The sequence below is a fragment of the Streptomyces sp. NBC_00224 genome, from assembly GCF_041435195.1.
GTDB lineage: Bacteria > Actinomycetota > Actinomycetes > Streptomycetales > Streptomycetaceae > Streptomyces.
Genome location: NZ_CP108106.1, coordinates 7,819,517 through 7,833,882, shown reverse-complemented (window position 1 = coordinate 7,833,882; position 14,366 = coordinate 7,819,517). Strand labels below are relative to the sequence as shown.

Genomic DNA, 14,366 nt, shown 5'->3' with positions numbered 1-14,366 from the left:
GGCGCGAAACAGGCCTGGTGTGACGTGATCTGGCGGGACGTCAGTTCAGCTGGGTTCAGTCAGCCGGCCCAGAAGGGGGTCGGCACCCTCCGTGGACCGCGCCGTCCGGGTCCGGATCCCCGACGGCGTCCACGGACGGGTTGCCGCCCCACACCCAAATCCTTGTGGTCGACAGCTACCCAAGTCAATCCTCTGGTTTTCTTTCAAAGATCCAAGTAATACCTTGGGGTTCATGACTCTCGACGACCTCCGCGTCTTCGTCGCCGCCTGCGAGAGCGGCAACCTGAGCGCCGTGGCGCGCGATCTGTCCCGTACGCAGTCGGCGGTCAGCCAGCACGTCAAACGGCTGGAGGCCGAGCTCGGCCTGCCCCTCCTGGAGCGGCGCCCCCGGGGTGTCGCCCCCACCCAGGCCGGGCGCATCCTGCAACAGGCCGCCGCCCAGGGCATCGGCCAGATAGAGCTGGCGCTGCGCCGGCTCCGCGAGCTCCGGGAGGGCGACGGCGGCACCGTCCGGATCACCACCGGCGCGACCACCGTGCGCCACTTCATGTCCGACGGGGTCGTGCGCTTCCGGCGTGCGCATCCCCACGTCAAGCTGGAGTTCCGTACCGAGAACTCCAGCCGGGGCTGCTTCGACGCCCTCGCCGCGGGCGATTCGGACCTGGCCTGGATCACCATCGGCACCCCCGCGCGCGGCATCGAGCAGCGCCCGGTCATCGAGCTGCCCTGGGTCCTCGCCGTGCACGCGGACGACCCCCTCGCCCGCAGGAGCAGCATCGAGGCGGCGGACCTGGCCGAGATTCGCCACATCCAGCTGCCCGCGAACTCGACGTCCCGTCATCACCTGGAGGAGCAACTCGCCTCGCAGGGCATCCAGTTGGCGTCGACCACCAGCGTCGCGGACTGGGACACCGCCATCCTGCTGGCAGAGCTCGGGCTCGGCCACGCCGTCGTGCCGGCGCTGCCCGGGTGGACCACTTCCGGCCAGGGCGCCCTGCGCTTCGTGCCGCTGCCGATGCTGCCGCCGCTGGCGGCCGGCTGGGCGGTGCGCCAGTGGGACGCGCTCGGCCCGCTCGCCCAGGAGTTCGCGGGCACGGTCGCGGACAGCCTCACGGGCACGGTGTAGCAGGGCCGGTACGGCGGTCGCGCACCGCGGGGACGGCCGCGACCAGCATCAGCGCGGCGGTGAGCACGAACGCCGAGGAGTAGCCGGTGCGGTCGGCGAGCACCCCGAACCCCACCGCGCCGACGCCCATCCCGCCGTCGTACGCCAGGTTCCACAGCGCGCTGACCGTGCCGTAACTCGCCGTGGAGACACGTGCGTACATCAGCGTCAGGGTCGCGTTCTGGGCGATGCCGAAGCCCGCGCCGAACAGGGCCACCCCGCCCACCACGGCGACGGGCGTGCGGATCAGCGCGGTCAGCAGCACCCCGGCGGCCGACAGGAGCAGACCGGGCAGGACGAGCCGGGCGGCGCCGTGCCGGTCGCCGAGGCGGCCCGCCCACCAGCGGCCCGCCGTGGCGACTGCGGGCTGGACGAACAGGGCCGCCGTCGCCACCGCGCTCATGGACGACGGAACGGCGAGCGGGATGAAGGTGACGACGATGCCCGCCGCCACGGCGGTGGCGGCGAAGACCACCCCCGGCCGCACCAGGGCACCGGTGCGCAGCCCCGCGAGCACGCCCACCGACTCGCCGTGCATCAACTCCCGGTCGGGCAGCCCCGGTACGGAGGCGATCGCGACCAGCGCGACGGCCGCCGCGGCGACCGAGACCGTCCCGTATCCGACGTGCGCGCCCAGCCAGACGCCCAGCGGCAGGGCCACCAGATTCGGCACCCCGCCCACCACGCCGACCAGGGCGAGCCCCTCGCCCCGGCGCTCGGCCGGGATCAGCGTCGCGGTCAGCGCCCCGCCCGCGACCAGGGTGAGCGCGAAGCCGAGGCCGCGCAGGAAGCACACCGCGACGATCCACGCCATGGTCCCGGAGACGGTCAGTACCAGGGCGGGCGCACCCAGCAGGAACAACCCCGTCGCCAGCGCCGGCCGATAGCCGTAGCGGGCGATGAGCCGGGGCGCGCCCAGTTCGCCGAGGACCGTGGCCAGCATCAGCGCGCCGGTGGCGAGACCCGCCGTGTCGCCGCCCGCGCCGGACTCGCGCGCGTACAGCGGTACGGCGGACAGCAGCAGGAAGAAGCTGGCCGAGGCGCCGACCATGCTGACGAAACGGAGCATCAACGCCCGTGTCAGGAGCGGCGGTCGAGCGGGGGCGCCGGCCGGGGTGCGGGAGGGCAGCGAGGTCGTCATGGGAGCGACGCTAGGGGCCGACCGGACCACCGGTAAGCTCCAATTCCATGGCTGTCCAGTGGTCCGGTCGTACTCCCGGCCTGCTGCTCCCGCTCGACCGCGAGAGCGGCGAGCAGCTGCGTGCGCAGCTGGAGCGGCAGGTGCGCGAGGCGATCCGCTCGGGGCGGCTCCAGGTCGGCGAGCGGCTGCCGTCCTCGCGTGAACTCGCCCTGGGCCTGGGGGTGTCGCGGGGCCTGGTGCAGGAGTGCTACGCACAGCTCCGGGCCGAGGGATACCTGGTGACCCGCGTCGGTGCCGCGACCCGGGTCGCGGCCGGTGCGCACATACCGCCGGCGCCCGCGCCGCCGCCCGGGACCGGTCCCGGCCTGCTGGCCGACTTCCGCTGGGGCGTTCCCGACCTCGGCTCCTTCCCTCTCGACGACTGGCTGTGGGCGCTGCGGGAGGCCGGGCGCGCCATGCCGACGGCGGCGCTCGACTACGGGGACCCGCGCGGCAGTTCCGTCCTGCGCGAGGTGCTGGCCGGATACGCGCGCCGGGTGCGGGCGGCGGCGGCCGACCCGGAGCGGATGGTCGTCTGCTCGGGCTATGCGCAGGGCCTGGGCCTGGCGCTGCGGGCCCTCGCCCGCGCGGGTGTGCGCACCGTGGCGTACGAGGATCCCGGCTCGCCCGCCACGGTGTCCGCGGCGGCGGCCTCGGCCGGGCTCTCGGCGGTCCCGGTGCCGGTCGACGCGCACGGCGTCGACGTGCGGGCACTGGCCGCGACGGACGCCCGCGCCGTCGTGCTGACCCCCGCGCACCAGTGGCCGACCGGGGTGGTGCTCTCCCCCGGGCGGCGGCGCGAGCTCATCGAGTGGGCGGTGCGGTGGGACGCGTACGTCGTCGAGGACGACTACGACGCGGAGTTCCGCTACGACCGCGAGCCGGTGGGGGCGGTGCAGGGGCTCGCCGCGGACCGGGTCGTCTCCATCGGCACGGTCAGCAAGTCCCTGGCGCCCGCGCTGCGCATCGGGTGGCTGCTCTGCCCGCCCGCGCTCGCCGAGGACGTCGTCGAGCACAAGCGGCTGAGCGACCGCGGCTCCCCCACCCTGGACCAGCTCGCCCTGGCGCGGCTGATCGAGTCCGGCCGCTTCGACCGGCATCTGCGCCGGATGCGCACCATGTACGCGGCGCGCCGCACCGCCCTGCTCGAAGCGCTCGCCGAGTACGCGCCCGGCGTCGAGGTGAGCGGCCTGGCGGCGGGCTTCCACGCGGTCGCGCACCTCGACGGCGCGGCCGACGAGGGCGCCGTGATCGCCGCCGCGCGGACGCGGTCCGTCGGCCTGTACGGCATGAGCCCGTGCCGCTCGACGGGCGCGACGGCCCCGCCGCGCCTGGTGCTGGGATTCGGCAACGTGGGCGAGCGGGCGATCCGGGCGGGGGTGGCGGCGGTGGGGAGCCTGCTGGTGGGGCGGTGAGGATGCGGGGCACCGCGCCGGCGGCACCCCTCTCGCGGGCGCGGGCGCGGTGACGTGCGCAGGCCGCCACGTCCTTCTGTACTCCCTCCCCGGGCGTACGGAAACTTTCTTCGGATCGTCGGCAACCCCGGCCTTGGCCGCACGTCGTCAGGGGTGAAGGGCGTCGTCCGGCGCCGTTCGGCCGACTTGGAGACGTACTACGTGAACACCACGAAGCACCACCGCCGCGCCTTCGCCCGCGGCGCCGCCGCCGCCGGACTGCTGGCCGCACTCGCCGTGCCCGCCCTGGCCGGGACGGCCCACGCCGACGGCGGGGCGCAGCCGCGGCACCTGACCGCAGACGGGCCCGCCACCCCGCCCGCCGAGCCGAGCGCGCCGCCCTCCGCCGAGCCCAAGCGGCCCGCGCCCGCCAAGACCCCCGCCTCCCCGGACCAGCGGCCCTCCGCCATGCCGAGCGCACCGGGCAGCCGTTCCGAGCCGGCCCCGAGCGCGCCCCCGACGAAGGCTCCGGCGGATGCCGCGCCCAGCGCCGTGCCCTCCCCTTCGACCCCCCAGGACGAACTGGCCCATACTGGCTCGTCCAAGACCAACACGGTGCTGGGTGCCGGGGCGGGCGCGCTGATCGCCGCGGGCGCCGGGACCGTCTACGCCGTCCGGCGGCGACAGAACCACTGAGGCGCACGACGGCCCCGCCGCGCGGGGCCGCGCCGTTCCACCCGAGGAAGTGATGGAGTACACCGCCGTCCGGTACCCGGCGCCGCCAGGGCGCTTCGGCCCGCGCGTCTTTCTGCACTGGCTGCTGCGCCGGGACCGGCTGGCCACCGGCCCGGCGCGACCCGCCGCCTTCGGCGGGTACGGCCGGGACACCTCGCGGCCGACCGTCAGCGAGCTCTACCACGCGCACCGGCTGCGCATGGTGCACCTCGCGGTGATGCTCGTGGACGACCGGGCCACGGCCGAGGACGTGGTGCAGGACGCGTTCACCGCGCTGTACCGGCGCCACGGCGAACACATCGCCGAGGTCGACAACGCGCTCGCCTATCTCCGTACGGCCGTGGTCAACGCCTCCCGCTCGGTGCTGCGCAGACGCCGCACGGCGCGCGCGTACACCCCTCCCCACGAGGCCGACGCGCCCTCCGCCGAGGAACGGGTCGTCCTCGGCGAGGAGCACCGGGAAGTCCTGGCCGCGCTGGGGCAGTTGAGCGCGCGGCGCCGTGAGGTGCTGGTGCTGCGGTACTGGGGCGAGCTCACCGAGGCCGAGATCGCGCAGACGCTCCGGATCAGCCGGGGCTCGGTGAAGTCACTGGCCAGCCGGGGCCTGGACGCACTGGAGAAGATCCTGAAGGAGCGGTCGTGAGAGGAGTGGACATGAGCGGCCAGGAGACCCCCGAGCGCCCCGTCGAGGCGCGGCTGCGGCGCGCGTTGGCGGCCCGGGCGCAGACCGTGACGGTCCGCGATCTGCGCCCGGCCGACCCGCCGGGCCCGCATCTGCGCCGGACCCGGCTGCCGGGGCTGCGGCTTCACGCCCTGCCGGCGCGCCGCCTCGCCCTGCCGCTGGCCGCGCTGACCACCGTGGCGGCCGTGGCCATCGGTTACGTGGCGCTCGCCCCCGGCGGCGCACCGAGCCGCCCGCTGCCCGCGTCCACTCCTGGCCCGGTCTCCCCGCCGCCCGCGCCCCGCCCGTCCGGCGTCGACTCGCCCCGGCCGGAGCCTTCCCGGCCGCCGACAGCGAAGCCGGCGGAGAAGGGGCGGGCGGTCGAGCCGTCGGTTCCGACGCCGGGCACCCCCAAGTCGGGCAACGGCACGCGGAGCAGCGCACCGCAGGACCCGATCCCCCCGTCGGCCAAACCGTCCCGTACACCTTCGGCACCGGCGGTCCGCTGACGGCGCTCGCCCGGAGCTACTTTCCGGTTCCCTCGGGGCGCAGGGCCGTCAGGGTCAGGTCGACGGCCTGCTCGGCCCACTCCGGGTGGTCGCCGCGGCCCGCCAGATAGTCGGCGTAGAACGGCCCGATGAGCGCCGAGACGGCCGCCTCCAGATCCGTGTCCGGGCGGATGCTCCCCTCCTCGCGCGCCCGTTCCAGGACCTCCCGGAGCAGGGCGCGGCGGGGCAGGACCGAGCGGGCGCGCAGCAGGGCGAGGAGTTCCGGGGTGTGGTCCTCCTCCGCGAGGCAGGTGCCTATCAGCGCCATTCCGTTCACCTGCGCGATGGTGGCGGCGAAGTCCCGCAGGATGTCGACGAGGTCGGTGCGCACATCCCCGGAGGGGGGCGGGGCGTCGGCCGTCCGTACGGCGGCGAGCGCCGCGGTGAGCAGGTCGGCCTTGGTCTTCCACCGCAGATGGATGGTGGACTTGCTGACGCCCGCCGCGGCGGCGACCTGGTCCAGGGTCATCCGTACGTAACCCTGGCGCGCCAGCAGGTCGAGGGCGGCTCGCAGGATCGCGTCGTTCTTCTCCGCGGACCGGGGCCGTCCGGCGCCCCTGGTCGTCTTGTCGTCGTGCATGCCCGCCTCGTGGGGACGCCGGCCCGAGGTCAGGCGCCCTGGATGTGGAAGTTGAAATCGGTGTGGCCCAGCGCCGCCATGAGCCGCAACCAGACCGGCAACATCATTTCAGCCCCGCGAGCGGTGGTGATGTCACCCAGGTCGATGATGCTCGGCTGGGGCCAGCCGAAGGAGATCAGCAGGGCGGCGACGGCTTTCTTGGCGTCCTCGTCGTCCCCGGAGAGGAACACGTTGTGCTCGCCGGGGACCCGGGACGGCTCGACCATGACCTTGGTGGTCATCGTGTTGAGGGTCTTCACGACGCGCGCCTCGGGGAAGGCCCGCTGGATCCGCTCGCCGAGGCTGTCGGTGTTCACCGGGTCGAGCGAGGGCGGCATGCCCTGCGAGAAGTCCAGCGGGTTGGCGATGTCGATGAGCACCTTGCCGTCGATGTTCTCGGCGCCGACGGCGGCGAGCGCGTCGAGACTGGCCAGGCCCGCCGTGGTGTTGAGCACGGTGTCGCCGAACTCCCCGGCGCCCGCGAACGTTTCGAGGCGCACTCTCGGGTGTTCCCGCTGCCATACGGAGAACGGCGGATTGCCCATGCCGTCCGGCTCGGTGCGGGCGAGCGTGGCCTTGGGATCGCGGGTGCCGATGGCCACTTCGTGGCCGAGGGAGGCGAGCTTGGCGGCGATGGTCCGGCCGACGACACCGGTGCCGAGGACTGCGTAGCGCATGGGCTCGATCCTTTCGGGGAACGGTGGCCGAAGAAGGACGGCCGCCCGGTACGCGCTAAAAGTAAACCGAGCCGTTCGGTATCACAAGGACTGTGCGCAGCCACGCCTGCCCGCACGCAAGTGCCGGCTGGTCCACCGCCCCCCGTGCTTCCGGTGCGGACCAGCCGGCACTCCCCCGTTGTTGCGCATCTCCACCGTGACAGTCCCCGGGCCGCGGAGGTGACGTGTTTCGGGCTGGTCCGAAACACGCCGGACGGCAATGCTCGGGCGCGTGACGCTGCGCATACACTTCACCGCCGACGACCTCGCCCGCACCCGGCTGGCGGAGGGCCCGCGTCCGCTGCTCGAACTGGACGTCGCCCTGCGGGTGTTGCGGGAGTCCGCGCACCGGGCGCGCTTCGACGCGTGGCGGCGGGAGTCGTTCGCCCGGCTGGCGCCCCGGACCCGGATCGCCTTCGAGGCGGTGCCCGTCAGAGGATGGTCGCTGGAGTTCCTCCTGCCGGCGGAGCCGGGCAGCGCCCAGGAGTTGTGGGAGAGGGTACGCGCCACCCCGGCGCCGCAGGTACGCGAACAAGTCGACGAGTGGGCGGGCCGGGTCCAGCGGATTCCCCCGTGGACGGGGCGTCTCGCCGAGGACCCGCTCTTCGTGCGGGAGCTGGTCGACGTCTTCGAGGACACCTACGAGCAGCTCGTCGCGCCGTACTGGCCCCGGATCGAGCAACTCGCGGACGCCGACCGGGCGATGCGGATGCGCCAGCTCACCGAGGGCGGGGTGGAGCGGCTGCTCCAGGGGCTCAACCCGCGCCGGGTGCACTGGAACCCGCCGGTGCTCGAACTGACCATGGCCTCCGGCCACGAGGGCGATCTGCGTCTCGAAGGGCGGGGCCTGCTGCTCATCCCGACCCTCTTCGGTTCGGCGTATCCGCTCTTCGACGACACCGGGCCGCAGCCCTGGATCAGCTTCCCCATCGGCCACGACCGCACACCGTGGTTCCCCCTGCCCGCGACCGTGACCGCCGGCGCCCTGACGGCGACGCCGCGCTCCCTCGCGGCACTTCTCGGCCGCACCCGAGCGACCGTGCTGTGCGCGATCGCCGAGCACCCCGGCCTGACCACCAGTCAGCTGGCCTCCCGCGCGGGCATCTCACCGGCGAGCGCGAGCGAACACGCCACGGTGCTGCGGTCGGCGGGCCTGGTCAGCACGGCCCGGGACCGCAACGCCGTCCTGCACACCCCCACCGCGGCCGGGATCGGCCTGCTCAACGCGTCGACCGCCGACATCGCCGGGCCGGAGCCCGCGATCCTGCGCGCCTGACGCGCCGTTGTGGCCCAGGTCACGCCCGGAGAAAGTGTTATGGCTCCGGTGCCCCCCGCTCTCCCATGTGCCGGGCACCCCGGCAGCACCGGACAGAGAGCGGAGCACCATGCAGCACCACGACGACCACCCCCACGTCCGGCCCGCGGCGAGCGACGGCCGGGCCGGGCGCCGACGTGCGCACCGGCAGCGGTCCCGGCAGGCCGTCGGCACCGCGGTGGCCGGGACCGTGGCGGTCGCCGCCGTCGCCGGAGCGCTTCTGTGGCCGCACTCCGACGACCACGCGGATGCCGTACGGACCCAGGCGGCCCCGCCCGCCGGGCACCCCCTCGGCACCGGCGCCACCACGGCCGCCGCCACCCCGTCCACGTCCCCCTCGCCGAAACGCTCCGACGCCCCCGCGAAGACCGCCTCCCCCAAGCCGAGTCCGACCCGGAGCGCCCCCACGTCCGGCCCCACGCACGCGGGTACGGGCACGGGCACCACGACGACCACCGGCCACACGGGCGGCGCCCCGACACCCCGCAAGACCACACCGCCGCGTTCGGACAACCACCCGCCGACCGGCACCGCAGCCTCGTACGTCCAGCAGGTCGTGGACCTCGCCAACGCCGAGCGCGCCAAGGCGGGTTGCTCGCCCTTCAAGGCCGACCGCCGGCTCAACACCTCCGCCCAGGCGCACGCCGACGACATGGCCGCCCGCAACTACTACGAGCACAACAGCCCGGAGGGGCGGAACGCGGGCGACCGTATGAGCGCCGCCGGATACGACTGGCACAAGTGGGGCGAGAACATCCACCGGGGCCCGAAGAGCCCGGCCGACGCGATGCGCGACTGGATGAACAGCCCGGGCCACCGCGCCAACCTCCTGGACTGCGGCTTCAAGGACATCGGCGTGGGCGTGAACCTGAGCGGCAACGGGCCGTGGTGGGTGCAGAACTTCGGCAGCTGACCGGCGCCCGGCACCGGTGTGGGCCAAGGCGGCGAACCGGCCTCAGGAGGCGATCCCGCCTCGGGACGGTGAACCAGCCTCAGGACGGTGAACCCGCGAAGTCCTGTACCCACACCGTGCCGTCGGGGCCGGGCACGGCGGCCACGCCCGTGTCGCGGTACCCGCAGTCGAGCATGTTCCGCTGGTGGATCGCGCCGTCCGTCCAGTCGTCGACGATCGCGGCGGGGTCCGCCGTCCCCCGGTCCAGGTTCTCCGCCCAGGCCCCGACGGGGTACCCGGCGGCCCGCATCCGGGCGTCGGCGTGCTGCCCCTCGGGGCTCGCGTGGTCGTAGTAGTCGCGGGCCACCATGTCCCGGGCGTGCCGGACCGCCGCCGTGGTCAGCCGGGGGTCCATGCGCAGCGGTGCGCAACCGGCCGCGCCACGGCGGCTGTTGACCAGCCGCAGCAGCCGCTGCTCGGGGGTGGCGGCGACCGGCGTGGGCCGGGTGGGCTTCGGGGTCGCCCTGGGCGACGGGCTCTTCCTCGTCGGCTGCGGTACGGGCGTGGCGGAGGGGGACGGCGGGGCGGCGCTCGCGGTGGCCTGCGGCACTGCGGGCGGGGCGGGACTGGCCTCCGGACGCGGATCGGGCCACAGCAGGAGCGCCAGGACCCCGAGGACGACGGCGACGGCAAGGGCGCCCCCGACCGCGTACGCGCGAGGCTTCGCCGGGGTGGCCGGGCCCGGTCCGGCGCTCCCCGGCGCCGGCGCCGTGGAGGCGACCGGGGCGAGGCGGGCGCCCGGGACGAAGTGGGCGGCCCCGTACAACGGCACGAGCAGGGCGAGACCGGCGAGCAGACCCTCGGCGGGCACCAGGCCCGAGCCCCGCCCCGAACAGGCGCGGCAGTCGCGGGTGTGGCGGGCGATCCGCTTGCGCCACACCGGGGCGGGGCGGCCGTCCCACCCGGCGACGGTCCGGGCCAGCTCGTCGCAGAGCGGCCGGGCGGCGAGCGACCGCACCACGATCCGGCCCACCTCCAGCTGGGCCTTCATGCGCTGGACGCGCACGGCGGCGTGGGGCGGGGTGAGGGCCATCGCCTCGGCGAGTTCGGCGCGGGTCAGCTCGCCCGCCGCCTCCTGCCACCACAGGGCGAGCAGTTCGCGGTCGCTCTCGTCGAGCCAGCGGGTCGCCTCGGCCACTTCGCGGCGCTGCCCGGACAGGCCGAGGCGCAGGATGGTGAGCTCCACGAAGTCCGGTTCCGGGTCGGCCGCCTCGGCCAGCTGCTCGGGGCCGGCCGGGGTCGTGTACTGCTGGGCCCGCCAGCGGTGGCGTATCTGGTTCATCGCTATGGCGATCAGCCAGGACCGGAAGCGGGACGGCTCACGCAGCCCGTCGAGCCCTTCCAGGGCGTGGAACATGGTCTCCTGCACGACGTCGTCGACGTCGGCGTGCCCGTCCATGGCCCGGCCGACGACGTTGTAGACGAGCGGGAGGTAGTCGCAGACCAGTCGCTCCTGGGCCTGTGCGTCGCCGGTCCGCGCGGCGCCCACCAGCTCCGGCATGGACGTGCTGTCCCTGTGCATCTGCTCCCTCACCCGCTGGCGTCGTTCGTACGCTCCCGTCGTTCGGAGACCCCTGGCGGACACGGGGATAACAGGAACTCGGCCCTCATTTTGTACGACGCCCGGCACGGCCCGGAACGCGCACGTCCGAATGTGCCTCGCGGCCGTCGCGTGGGACCTCCCGCGTTGTGGTGGCGGGCAGAAAGCGAGACGCTGGAGGTGTATGCGGCCGGGAGTGTCCGGTGCGCCGAGAAGCGAGCACCCACCCGGTCGGGAAGGGGTGAGCTTCGTGCGCACGCTGATGAAGGTGGAAATGGACACGGAGAAGGCCAACGACGCCATCAGGAACGGCACGCTTCAGAAGACGGTGGAATCCGCCCTGGAGGCGCTCCGCCCCGAAGCCGCCTACTTCACGGCCCAGAACGGCTGTCGCACCGCGTTCATCGTGTTCGACATGACGGACTCGTCGAACATGCCGAAGTACTCGGAGCCGTTCTTCCTGGAACTCGGCGCCAAGGTTTCCTACACGCCGGTCATGAACGGGGACGACCTCCGCAAGGGTCTGACGGCCCTGGGGCGCTGACCCGTCAGGTGTCCGACAGGAATCAGGACGCCGGAGCCGCCGGTGGAGCACCGCTGACCGCGGCGCGGTAGAGGGCCCGGGTGGCGGCGCCGAAGTAGGCGCTGTAGGAGACCTGGGGGGTGTTGCCGCCGGTGTGGTAGCCGCCGATGACCCCGATCACCGCCCAGCCGTCCGGCCACGGCACCAGCATCGGGCCACCGCTGGTCCCGCCCACGAAGGCGTCGCAGGCGATGCGCGGGAAGGTGCCGGGGTCGGCCGGGTCGTCGCTGGCCCACCTGGTGGTCCGGCTCCAGCACTCCAGCGGCTTCTGCGCGTTGCCCGGATAGCCGATCATCCGCACCGGGAGGTGGTAGTAGCCCGTGCCGGTGAGCAGGTGTACGCCGCCCACCGCGTCCTGGAGCCGGGTACCGTCCTGGTTGGGTTCGGTGACCGCGAAGCCGAAGTCGTACGCGGCCCCGGCGTGCTCGCCCAGGTCGTAGTACTCCTGCGGGACGTAGACGCCGTCGGCCGCGACGGGGAAGACACCGAACGGCTTGAGCCCGTCGTGGTACTGCGGCACGAAGGCGAGACGGCGCCGGGGCGAAGGGCCGGAGTAGCCCTTCAGACAGTGTCCGGCGCTCAGCGTCAGGTCGTGGCCGGGGCTGCGCACCACCGAGCCGCTGCAGGTGCGCCCGGTGCCGTTGGCGTCGGTCCAGAAGAAGGTGCCCGCCTGGGGGATGCCGTCGAAGCTCCTGCTGGGCGGGATGTACTCGCCGGGCCGGGGCCCGTCCTCCGTGGGGGACGCGGCCCGCGCCGACGGCCCGGCCACGGCGCCCTTGCCCGCGTCGCCCGGGACCGCGGCCGCCATCCGGGCGGGGCTCCAGTAGGCGTCGAGTGCGGCGGCGGCCGGGTTCGTCCCGGCCGGGCCGCCCTCGGCAGCGGCGGTGGCCGGGGCGAAGCCCGCACCGAACAGCAGGGCGGCCGCGAACGCGGCGGTGTGCCGGATGATCCTGGTCCTACGCACCATCAGTTCCCCTCTGGCCGGACACAAGTGACGACCCACCATAGGCGTGGTGCGTTGCGGGCAGAAGTGCCCTCAGTGACCTGGGACCCGCGCCCCGGTTACGGGGCGGTGGCGGGCTCGACCGCAGGCTCCAGCAGCCCGGCTCGCAGGGCCGCCACCAACTCCTCGTCGGCGCCGAGCAGTTCGGTCGCGTACCCGCGCACCGACCCGTGCCGCGCACTCAGATCGGCGAGGAACAGCCGCATGATGGCGGCGGGGGCGCGGCCGTAGCCCGGCCAGGTGATCTCACGGCCGGGGTTGGCGGCCCGCCAGTCGGCTGCCAGGCGGTCCGTGGCGAGCTCGGTGAGGGTGAAGTCCTCGACGATGACGTCCTCGGGGACACCGAGCAGGGCCAGCACGAGCGCGGCCAGCAGACCGGTGCGGTCCTTGCCGGAGGCGCAGTGGAAGACGAGCGGCCCGCCGTCGGGCGCGGCGATCGTCCGCAGCGCCTCGCGCAGCTCCTCGACCCCGTCGTGGGCGACTTCCAGGAAGCGGTCGGCGAGGAACCGGCCGGTCTCCACGTCCGCGCCGAGGCTCGCCTGGTCGTACGGGCGGTGCTCGATGCTGAGGTTGTGGTACGCCAGCGAGGCGTGCTCGGGGACGCGGCCCTTGCCCTCGATCTCCCACGGGTAGCGCAGGTCGATGACGGTACGGACGCCCAGACTCAGGAACCGGTCCCAGTCCTCGCCCTGGAGCTTGCCCAGCGAGTCGGAGCGGTACAGCCGCCCCCAACGCACCGTCAGGCCGTCCTCGGTGCGGTAGCCGCCCAGGTCACGGAAGTTGTGCAGCCGCTCGAACTCGATGTGTCTGTTCACAGGATCGCACCCTACGGCCGTCGCGGCCGCGCGGACCGTGGTGTGGATCACTCCGGGCACCGCCCGGAATCCCCTGGTGGGGTGCCGCACCGGGTTGAGATCCTCTCGCCATGGCCGACTGGGCAACTTTCGCCGTCGTTCCCGAGGACGGCGACCACGAGCGGTACGAGCTGTACGAGTCCCGTTTCGGGGCGGTCGGGCTCGATCTCGACCTCCTGGCCGGCCCCGAGGTCGTGCTGTCGTTGCTGCGCGCCCACGACCGGGCGCGCCACGGCTGGCGCGACGACATCCACTGCGAGGGCGCGGTCCTGGTCGACCGGTACCGCCGGGTGCTGCTCGCCTTCGTCTCGGACGGGCCGACCACCTGTATGCGCCACCGGGCCGCGGCCCTCGATCTGCTGCGCCACGCCTGGCCCGGCTGGCAGCTGCGCTGGACCTACGACGGCCCGGCGGAACTGCGCGCCTACCTGGGCCTGGACCCGGGCGCGGTGCGCGATCCGCGGGGCGAGGTGTACGCGGGCGCCGCGCTCGCGCCCGGGGACGAGGAGTCGGCCGAGGACGATCCGCTCGCCACGGTCGTCACCGTGGGTGCCGGTCGCTGCCACCTCGTGGCCGCCACCGGGGACCACCCGGTGGCCGAGGGGCCCGCCCTCCTCGAACGCCTCGACTCGGCGCCGGAGTACGGCCGTTGCGAGCTCGCCGTGCTCGCCGGGCTGCATGTCGACCCGGTGCGCCGCCGGGTGGGCTGGTGGCTGCTCGGTGCGCAGGCCGGGGCGTACGAGATGGCGTCCCGCTGGCCGGGCTGGACGGTCGAGTTCTGGCAGGACCGGTGGCGGGAGCAGACGCGCGCGGCGGGCGACCGGTTCGCCCCGCCCCCGGTCGACCGCCTCCAAGCCCTCGTGGACGTACGGGACGAGGCCCGCGAGCACTGGGCGGGCCGACGGGGTCCGGCGCCGCGCGGCTTCACGCGGTCCGTCGCGGCCGACGACTCCGGCCCCCTCATCGGCACCGGCTTCCTGCCCGACGTTCCGGCCGACCTCACCCCGGCGGCCCTGCTCTCGGTCGACTCGGCCTGGCGCGGGGCCGTACGGGCCGCGAAGGGAACGTCCTGACCGGGCGGCGCGGGGTCGGGCGCGGCCG

The 14,366-nt window shown here is 74.3% G+C and carries 15 protein-coding genes; 9 read left to right on the top strand and 6 right to left on the bottom strand.

What is annotated here, in order from left to right; genetic code table 11:
- The first annotated feature begins 232 nt into the window (after nucleotides 1-232).
- Complete coding sequence (locus OG965_RS35055; RefSeq protein WP_371656087.1) at nucleotides 233-1,126, top strand: LysR family transcriptional regulator; 894 nt, start codon at nucleotides 233-235, stop codon at nucleotides 1,124-1,126.
- Here OG965_RS35055 and OG965_RS35050 read toward each other — a convergent pair.
- Nucleotides 1,110-2,306: an MFS transporter gene (locus tag OG965_RS35050; protein ID WP_371656086.1), complete on the bottom strand. Its 1,197-nt coding sequence runs from the start codon at nucleotides 2,304-2,306 to the stop codon at nucleotides 1,110-1,112. The genes OG965_RS35055 and OG965_RS35050 overlap by 17 nt on opposite strands.
- A 47-nt stretch (nucleotides 2,307-2,353) precedes the next feature.
- Here OG965_RS35050 and OG965_RS35045 point away from each other — a divergent pair, with 47 nt between their 5' ends.
- The 4 genes from OG965_RS35045 to OG965_RS35030 all read left to right on the top strand — a co-directional run bounded on the left by OG965_RS35045 (nucleotide 2,354) and on the right by OG965_RS35030 (nucleotide 5,644).
- Nucleotides 2,354-3,760: a PLP-dependent aminotransferase family protein gene (locus OG965_RS35045; RefSeq protein WP_371656085.1), complete on the top strand. Its 1,407-nt coding sequence runs from the start codon at nucleotides 2,354-2,356 to the stop codon at nucleotides 3,758-3,760.
- 201 nt (nucleotides 3,761-3,961) lie between these two features.
- On the top strand, nucleotides 3,962-4,435 hold the full coding sequence (locus OG965_RS35040; RefSeq protein WP_371656084.1) for an LPXTG cell wall anchor domain-containing protein: 474 nt from the start codon (nucleotides 3,962-3,964) through the stop codon (nucleotides 4,433-4,435).
- 52 nt (nucleotides 4,436-4,487) lie between these two features.
- A complete protein-coding gene (locus tag OG965_RS35035; RefSeq protein WP_371656083.1) occupies nucleotides 4,488-5,117 on the top strand; it encodes an RNA polymerase sigma factor in 630 nt (209 codons plus the stop codon).
- A gap of 11 nt (nucleotides 5,118-5,128) precedes the next feature.
- Nucleotides 5,129-5,644, top strand: a complete 516-nt coding sequence (locus OG965_RS35030) for a hypothetical protein (RefSeq protein ID WP_371656082.1) — start codon at nucleotides 5,129-5,131, stop codon at nucleotides 5,642-5,644.
- 16 nt (nucleotides 5,645-5,660) lie between these two features.
- Here OG965_RS35030 and OG965_RS35025 read toward each other — a convergent pair whose 3' ends face one another.
- Nucleotides 5,661-6,263, bottom strand: a complete 603-nt coding sequence (locus OG965_RS35025) for a TetR/AcrR family transcriptional regulator (RefSeq protein ID WP_371656081.1) — start codon at nucleotides 6,261-6,263, stop codon at nucleotides 5,661-5,663.
- 29 nt (nucleotides 6,264-6,292) lie between these two features.
- Nucleotides 6,293-6,979, bottom strand: coding sequence for an NADPH-dependent F420 reductase (locus OG965_RS35020; RefSeq protein WP_371656080.1), 687 nt, complete (start codon nucleotides 6,977-6,979; stop codon nucleotides 6,293-6,295).
- 271 nt (nucleotides 6,980-7,250) lie between these two features.
- Between OG965_RS35020 and OG965_RS35015 the strand changes: the two genes are divergently transcribed.
- Together OG965_RS35015 and OG965_RS35010 are read left to right on the top strand one after the other, a co-directional pair.
- On the top strand, nucleotides 7,251-8,294 hold the full coding sequence (locus tag OG965_RS35015; protein ID WP_371656079.1) for a winged helix-turn-helix domain-containing protein: 1,044 nt from the start codon (nucleotides 7,251-7,253) through the stop codon (nucleotides 8,292-8,294).
- A gap of 109 nt (nucleotides 8,295-8,403) precedes the next feature.
- A complete protein-coding gene (locus OG965_RS35010) occupies nucleotides 8,404-9,246 on the top strand; it encodes a CAP domain-containing protein (protein WP_371656078.1) in 843 nt (280 codons plus the stop codon).
- 79 nt (nucleotides 9,247-9,325) lie between these two features.
- Here the strand turns inward: OG965_RS35010 and OG965_RS35005 are convergent, their stop codons facing one another.
- Nucleotides 9,326-10,807, bottom strand: a complete 1,482-nt coding sequence (locus OG965_RS35005; RefSeq protein WP_371656077.1) for a sigma-70 family RNA polymerase sigma factor — start codon at nucleotides 10,805-10,807, stop codon at nucleotides 9,326-9,328.
- 268 nt (nucleotides 10,808-11,075) lie between these two features.
- Between OG965_RS35005 and OG965_RS35000 the strand changes: the two genes are divergently transcribed.
- On the top strand, nucleotides 11,076-11,369 hold the full coding sequence (locus OG965_RS35000; RefSeq protein ID WP_371656076.1) for a hypothetical protein: 294 nt from the start codon (nucleotides 11,076-11,078) through the stop codon (nucleotides 11,367-11,369).
- Nucleotides 11,370-11,391: 22 nt separating this feature from the next.
- Here OG965_RS35000 and OG965_RS34995 read toward each other — a convergent pair whose 3' ends face one another.
- Both OG965_RS34995 and OG965_RS34990 read right to left on the bottom strand, forming a co-directional pair.
- Complete coding sequence (locus tag OG965_RS34995; RefSeq protein WP_371656075.1) at nucleotides 11,392-12,375, bottom strand: serine protease; 984 nt, start codon at nucleotides 12,373-12,375, stop codon at nucleotides 11,392-11,394.
- A gap of 95 nt (nucleotides 12,376-12,470) precedes the next feature.
- Nucleotides 12,471-13,226, bottom strand: coding sequence for a tyrosine-protein phosphatase (locus OG965_RS34990; protein WP_371656074.1), 756 nt, complete (start codon nucleotides 13,224-13,226; stop codon nucleotides 12,471-12,473).
- 110 nt (nucleotides 13,227-13,336) lie between these two features.
- On the opposite strand from OG965_RS34990, the gene OG965_RS34985 reads away from it, so the two are divergent.
- Entirely contained in the window at nucleotides 13,337-14,338 is a 1,002-nt protein-coding gene (locus OG965_RS34985; protein ID WP_371656073.1) for a hypothetical protein, read from the top strand.
- Nucleotides 14,339-14,366: the final 28 nt, after the last annotated feature.

Excerpts from the sequence above, each read along its gene's own strand:
- OG965_RS35055 (WP_371656087.1), top strand. The coding sequence starts at position 233 with ATGACTCTCGACGACCTCCGCGTCTTCGTCGCCGCCTGCGAGAGCGGC.
- OG965_RS35050 (WP_371656086.1), bottom strand. The coding sequence starts at position 2,306 with ATGACGACCTCGCTGCCCTCCCGCACCCCGGCCGGCGCCCCCGCTCGA.
- OG965_RS35045 (WP_371656085.1), top strand. The coding sequence starts at position 2,354 with ATGGCTGTCCAGTGGTCCGGTCGTACTCCCGGCCTGCTGCTCCCGCTC.
- OG965_RS35035 (WP_371656083.1), top strand. The coding sequence starts at position 4,488 with ATGGAGTACACCGCCGTCCGGTACCCGGCGCCGCCAGGGCGCTTCGGC.
- OG965_RS35030 (WP_371656082.1), top strand. The coding sequence starts at position 5,129 with ATGAGCGGCCAGGAGACCCCCGAGCGCCCCGTCGAGGCGCGGCTGCGG.
- OG965_RS35025 (WP_371656081.1), bottom strand. The coding sequence starts at position 6,263 with ATGCACGACGACAAGACGACCAGGGGCGCCGGACGGCCCCGGTCCGCG.
- OG965_RS35020 (WP_371656080.1), bottom strand. The coding sequence starts at position 6,979 with ATGCGCTACGCAGTCCTCGGCACCGGTGTCGTCGGCCGGACCATCGCC.
- OG965_RS35010 (WP_371656078.1), top strand. The coding sequence starts at position 8,404 with ATGCAGCACCACGACGACCACCCCCACGTCCGGCCCGCGGCGAGCGAC.
- OG965_RS35005 (WP_371656077.1), bottom strand. The coding sequence starts at position 10,807 with ATGCACAGGGACAGCACGTCCATGCCGGAGCTGGTGGGCGCCGCGCGG.
- OG965_RS34995 (WP_371656075.1), bottom strand. The coding sequence starts at position 12,375 with ATGGTGCGTAGGACCAGGATCATCCGGCACACCGCCGCGTTCGCGGCC.
- OG965_RS34985 (WP_371656073.1), top strand. The coding sequence starts at position 13,337 with ATGGCCGACTGGGCAACTTTCGCCGTCGTTCCCGAGGACGGCGACCAC.